Genomic DNA, 6012 nt, shown 5'->3' on the forward strand with positions numbered 1-6012 from the left:
GGGGTCCCGGGGGTCCCGGGGGGCATGGGAGTCATGGTGTGCGCACCGCCTCCACCCAGGTCGAGGTGTTCAGGAGGCCCTCCGCGGCCGTTTCCGAGAGCACCAGCAGCGGTTCGGCGCCCAGGCCCAACAGCACGGAGAACGAGGCCAGTACGAGCGCCGGCCAGACCAGCCCGGGCCCGGCCCGGCGCTCGGGGCGGCCGGGGCCGGAGTCCGCCGGAACCGGCGGGGCCCCGCTGCCGGCGAAGACACCGGTCCAGATCTTCAGCATGGACAGCAGCGTCAGCAGACTGACCGCCACCGCCAGGGTCACCGCGAGCCAGGCGTCCTCCAGGGCCGCCGCCCGCAGCAGGGTCAGCTTCGCGACGAAGCCGGAGAACGGCGGCAGGCCCGCGAGCGAGAAGGCCGCGACCACGAAGGCCAGGGCGAGCAGCGGTTCGCGGCGGGCGAGCCGGGCACCGTCCAGTCGGCCGTCCCCGCGCACCGCCTCCACGCTTCCCGCGCACACCAGCAGCGCGGCCTTCACCAGCACGTACTGCACGAGGTAGAAGACGGCGGCGGCCAGTCCCGCGCCGGTGAACAGCGCCAGACCCAGCAGGATGTAACCGATCTGACTGACCATGTGGAAGGTGAGGATCGACCGCATGGTGTGCTCGCCCACCGCGCCCAGCACACCGACCACCATGGTCAGCAGGGCGGCCGCCATCACCAGCCACAGCCATTGGGGATCGCCGTCGTACAGCACGGCGTACAGCCGGATGATGATGTAGACCCCGACCTTGGTGAGCAGGCCGGAGAAGAGGGCGGTCACCGCCGGTCCGGCGGCGGGGTAGGTGCGCGGCAGCCATCCGTGCAGCGGCACCACCGCCGCCTTGGTGGCCATCGCGAGCATCAGCACCCCGCCCGCGACCGCGATCTCCGGCATCTCGCGGGCGCCACCGGCCAGATCGGCGAGGTTCAGGGTGCCCGCGACGCCGTAGAGCACCGCCAGGCCGCCCAGGAAGAGCGTGGAGGCCAGCAGGTTGACCACCAGGTAGAGCCGGCCCGCGGTGACCCGTGCCCGCCCCCCGGTGAGGGTGAGCAGCGCGTAGGACGGCGCGAGCATCACCTCGATGAGGACGAACAGGTTGAACAGGTCGGCCGTCAGCAGGGCGCCGTAGACGCCGGCGGACATCAGCAGCGTCAGCGGCGCGAACAGGGGATGGCGGTCGTCACCGGTGGCGGCGGCGAAGACCAGGCAGACCACCACCAGCAGCGAGGTGGTGCACAACATCAGCGCGCCGAAGGTGTCCACGGCGAAGACGATGGCCACCCCGGGCAGCCAGCCGCCCAACTCCTTGGTGAGCACCGAGCCGTCGGCGGTGCGGTGCAACAGGAACGCGCCGAGCGCCAGGACGGCCAGGTTGGCGGCGATGACGGTGGCGCGGGTGAGCGCGCGTCGCCCGCCGGTGAGGATCGCCGAGCCGGCGGCCAGCAGGGGAACCGCGACGGGCAGGGCGAGGGAGGTCGCGATCATCGGCTCTCCCCTCCGCTCGTCCCGTCGTCGTTCGTGTCGTTCCCCCGGCCGGAGCCGGGAGCCGTGCCGCCGGGGGAGTCCCCGGCCCCGGCCGCCGGGTCCCCGGTCGGCCCCGCCGTCGCTCGCCGACGGTCCGGTTCCCCGGGTTCGGGTTCCTTCCCCGCCACCCCGGCCCGGGCGTCGCTCTCCGCCTCGGCCAGGGATTCCGGGTCGCTCTCGGATGTGGGCGGGGTGCCCGGGGTCGCCTGCCGGGCGTCGGGTCGGGCGGAGGGCGCCGCGACCGGGGAACCGGCGTCGGCGGCCTCGTCCGGCTCGGCCGGCGGCGAGGGCGCCCCGTCCGCCCGCAGAAGTGCCAGCAGGTAGACGGTGATGCCGAAGGTGATGACGATCGCGGTGAGCACGAACGCCTGGGGCAGGGGGTCGGCGGCCTCCTCGGGGGAGGTCTGACCGATCAGCGGCACGCCGCGCCGGTCCATTCCGCCGGCGGCCACGAAGAGGATGTTCACGGCATGGCCCAGCAGCACGAAACCGAGCACCACGCGCAGCAGTTCGCGTTGCAGGATCAGGTAGACACCGCCGGTCACCAGGATGCCGACGGCCAGGGCTGCGGTCATCGGTGGGCCTCCCCGGTGGACTCGACGGCTTCGGCGGTGGGCGTGTCGGGTTCCGGCGCCGGTCCGTCATCGGGGTCCGCCGCGGCGGCCCGGACGGGGGAGCCGGACCCGCCGGACCCGCCGGACCCGCGCGAGGGGTCGAACCCGCCCGGCAGGCCGTCGCCCAACCGGTCCACGGCGGCCAGCACCAGGCCGAGGACGAAGAGGTAGATGCCCAGGTCGAAGACGAGCGAGGAGGTGAGCGGCACGTAACCGAGGACCGGAAGGTCCAGCGAGCCGCGCAGCGGGGTGAAGAACGCCGCCCCGGTGAACGTCGCGGTCAGCGCCGTGAGGATGCTCAGGATCAGGCCGCCGGCGGTCAGCGGGCCGGGCCGCAGCAGCCGGGATCCCCGGCCGGGGGTGCGCCCCGAGGCCAGGTAGCCGAAGGCGATCGCGGTGCCCGCGACCAGCGCGGCGATGAAGCCGCCACCGGGCTGGTAGTGGCCGCGCAGGAACAGGTAGGCGGAGAGCAGCAGCATCACCGGGGCGAGCATCCGGAAGGCCACCCGCATCACCAGGGAGTCCTCCGAGGGGGCCGTCCGACCGGCGTTCGGCACGCTGCGCGAACCCAGCAGCATCAGCAGGCCGAGCGTCACCGCGCCCAGGACGGCGGCCTCGCCGAGGGTGTCCAGCCCGCGGAAGTCCACCAGAATGGTGTTGACGACGTTGCGACCGCCCGTCTCCGGCTCCGCCCGGCGCAGGAAGTAGTCCCCCAGGGGGGAGATCTCGCGGCTGCCGGTGAAGGCCAGGGCGGCGCCCGCGGCGACCAGGCCGGCGACGACCGCCACCACGGCCGAGCCCACCGCGCGACCGGCGCGGGGGCGCCGGAACCGCGCGGGCAGGCGGGTGAGCACCAGCACCGCCACCACGGCGGTGAGCACCTCGACCAGCAGCAGGGTCATCGCCACGTCGGGCGCCCCGGCCAGGAGGAACCACAGGGCGACGACGAGACCCGCGGTGCCCAGCAGCGCCAGCGCGGTGAGCGCGGAGCCGGTCACCACGCAGCCGAGGACCACGATCGCCAGCAGGACCAGGATCGGCCAGTCGGCGGCGGCGGAGTGGTCGCCGACCAGTCCGGGCAGTGGGCCGTTGTCGAGGGCGACGGCCGCCGCGGCGCCCAGGGCGATGAGACCCAGGACGGGGCGGACCAGTATCGAGGCGGGCGAACCGGTGCGGTCGGGTCGGCCGACCAGCGCGCCGAACCGCAGCAGGCCCTCGTAGCCGCGTTCGAAGAGGTCCCCGGGGACGGGGATGCGCAGCAGGGTGCGCTCCACCCGGGCCCGGGCGAGGAACAGGCCCATGCCGATCGCGATGGTGATCGCCGACATCGCCAACTCGGGGGACAGGCCGTGCCAGAAGGAGAAGGAGACCTCGCCGGCGGTCGGGTACACGTCGATCAGGGAGCGGCCGACGATGGTGTTCAGCAGCCCCACGGCGGGGCCCAGGACCAGGCCCAACAGGGCGGCGAAGGCGGCCGGGGCCAGGAAGGCGCGGGCCGGTTCGTAGAGTTCGGTCTGCACGGTCGGGCCGCCGAAGGCACCGTAGAAGATGCGCAGGCCGTAGGCGAAGGTCAGCGCGGAGGCCCCCACGGCGATCGCGCCGGCCGTCACGCCGGCCCAGGGGGTGACGTCCGCGTCGAGGAAGCCCTGGAAGAGGTACTCCTTGCTGACGAAGCCCAGCATCGGCGGCACGCCGGCCATGGACAGGCCGGCGAGGCCGGTCATCGCCGCGGTCACCGGCATCACGCGCCACAGGCCGGAGAGTTCGCGGATGTCCCGGCTGCCGGCCTCGTGGTCGATGATGCCCACGAGCATGAAGAGGGTGGCCTTGAACAGCGCGTGGGCCATCGTGTGGAGTATGGCCGCGGAGAGCGCGGTGGGGGTTCCCACGCCGATCGCGGCGGTGAGCAGACCGAGTTGACTGACCGTCGAGTAGGCCAGCAGTCGCTTGAGGTCGTGTTGGCGCAGCGCCCACGCCGCACCGAAGACGGCCGAGACCAGGCCGATGACCAGCAGCGCTGCGGACCAGGCGGTCTCCCCGGAGAAGAGCGCGGAGAACCGCATCAGGAGGTAGATGCCGGCCTTGACCATCGTGGCGGCGTGCAGGTAGGCGCTGACCGGGGTGATCGCGGCCATGGCGCCGGGCAGCCAGCTGTGCGCGGGCACCAGCGCCGATTTGGTGACGGCCGCGACGATGATCAGCGCCCCGATGGCCGGGGCCAGGGGGGAGGCCAGGACGGCCTCGGGGTCGGAGAGGATCAGGGCCAGGTCGGTGGTGCCGGCGGCGACCGCCAGCAGCACCATGCCCGCGAGCAGCGCCAGCCCTCCCGACGCGGTGACCAGGAAGGCCTTCCGGGCGGCGCGCACGGCGTGCGGGCCGGCGTCACCGATGAGGAAGTACGAGCAGATGGTCGTCAGTTCCCAGAAGACGACCAGCAGGATGATGTCCGAGGCCATCACCAGACCGAGCATGGCGCCGGCGAAGAGCGTCAGAAGCGTGTAGACGGCCCGGTGGTTGCCGTGCTCGGAGAGGTAGCGCGCGCAGTAGGCCATGATCAGCGCGCCCACCCCGAGGATGAGCAGGCAGAACATGGCGGCCAGGCCGTCCAGCCGCAGTTCGGCGGTGACGCCCAGGGCGGGCAACCACGGCAGTTCGGCGGTCACCACCCGCTCGTCGGCCCCCCAGGGCGCCCTGCCGAGCAGCAGGGCGCCCACGGCCAGGAAGCCGGCGGCGAGCACGTATCCGGTGTCGCGGCCCAGCCTGCGGTCCAACAGGGGGACCAGACAGGCCAGGCCGATCATCGCGGCCGGAGCGAGAAACAGTGGCATGGAGGCGGATCAGACCCCCTTGCCCGCGGCGGGGTCGTTCCCCGCCGTACCGGTGGTGCCGCCGTCCCGGCCGGTGTGGGCGCCGTTGGGCGCGGTGGCCAGCAGGACGGGGAGGGGGGAGCGGCGCACCATTTCGTCGGCGACGCTTCCCAGCAGGCGGCGGGACAGGCCCTTGCCGCGCCGGCCGATGACGATGATGTCGGCGTTCTCGTCCTCGGCCATCCGCAGCAGCACCGCGGAGGGCTTGCCGGAGCCGATCTCGGTGACGATGGCGGGCCCCCCGTTGCCGTTCAACTCCCCGGCGCATTCGGCCAGCAGCGCGCGGGCCCGGTCGGTCTCGCTCTTCGCCTTCCCGCTCTCGGCGTCGACCACGGTCGCCAGCACGATGCGCGAGTCGGGAGAGGCCAGGAGTCGGGAGGCGTCCGCGATGGCCTGACGCGACTCGGGGGAGCCGTCCACGGCCACCAACGCGGTGCGACCGCCGATCGTGTGCTCCTCCGGGGTGAGGGCGTTGCGTTCCAGGGTCCGGGGGCGCGTGCGGGGACGTTCGGCCGCGATCGGGACGAACATCGGGCCGAGCAGGGCGCCGAGCACGTACCAGTGCCAATCGCGGTAACCCTGCCGGCCGAGCAGGACGACGGCCGCGATCACTCCGGAGAGGACCCAGACCGCGATGACCAGGGCCACGAACAGGGCGGTTGTCATGAAGAGGAGCCTCCTCGTCTGCTGCCGCCGGCCCCGTGGGGCCGCCGGGAGGGGATGGCGCAGCCGGACCCGGGATCCCATGGCGGGGTCCAGCAAACACCATTCATCAGGCGTTCAGGGACTTTCCGGGCGCGACATGCGGGTGAGAGTGGTCGGATGGTGGTCCGAGCATATGAGCGAGGACGGGAAGGCAAATGTTTGACAGTCTGAAATATTTACGGGCATGGTTGTTTCAGGTAGTGAAGTATCGGCTTCGGTGATCACTCGCGCAATCCCGTACCCCCACCCGGAGGAACCCATGCCCCTGCCC

4 protein-coding genes are annotated in these 6012 nt (G+C 72.8%); all 4 read right to left on the reverse strand.

Going from position 1 to position 6012, the window contains the following annotated elements; genetic code table 11:
* Positions 1 to 31: 31 nt before the first annotated feature.
* The 4 genes from FOE67_RS13885 to FOE67_RS13900 are packed head-to-tail and all read right to left on the reverse strand — an operon-like array spanning position 32 to position 5702.
* Positions 32 to 1516, reverse strand: a complete 1485-nt coding sequence (locus FOE67_RS13885) for a monovalent cation/H+ antiporter subunit D family protein (protein WP_182664109.1) — start codon at positions 1514 to 1516, stop codon at positions 32 to 34.
* Complete coding sequence (locus tag FOE67_RS13890) at positions 1513 to 2130, reverse strand: cation:proton antiporter subunit C (RefSeq protein ID WP_182664111.1); 618 nt, start codon at positions 2128 to 2130, stop codon at positions 1513 to 1515. Before FOE67_RS13890 ends, FOE67_RS13885 begins: the two co-directional genes overlap by 4 nt.
* A complete protein-coding gene (mbhE, locus tag FOE67_RS13895; protein WP_182664113.1) occupies positions 2127 to 4997 on the reverse strand; it encodes a hydrogen gas-evolving membrane-bound hydrogenase subunit E in 2871 nt (956 codons plus the stop codon). Before mbhE ends, FOE67_RS13890 begins: the two co-directional genes overlap by 4 nt.
* Before the next feature lie 9 nt (positions 4998 to 5006).
* Positions 5007 to 5702, reverse strand: coding sequence for a universal stress protein (locus FOE67_RS13900; RefSeq protein WP_182664115.1), 696 nt, complete (start codon positions 5700 to 5702; stop codon positions 5007 to 5009).
* Between the last annotated feature and the right edge of the window lie 310 nt (positions 5703 to 6012).

The organism is Streptomyces calidiresistens (assembly GCF_014141525.1).
GTDB classification, from domain to species: Bacteria; Actinomycetota; Actinomycetes; order Streptomycetales; family Streptomycetaceae; genus Streptomyces; species Streptomyces calidiresistens.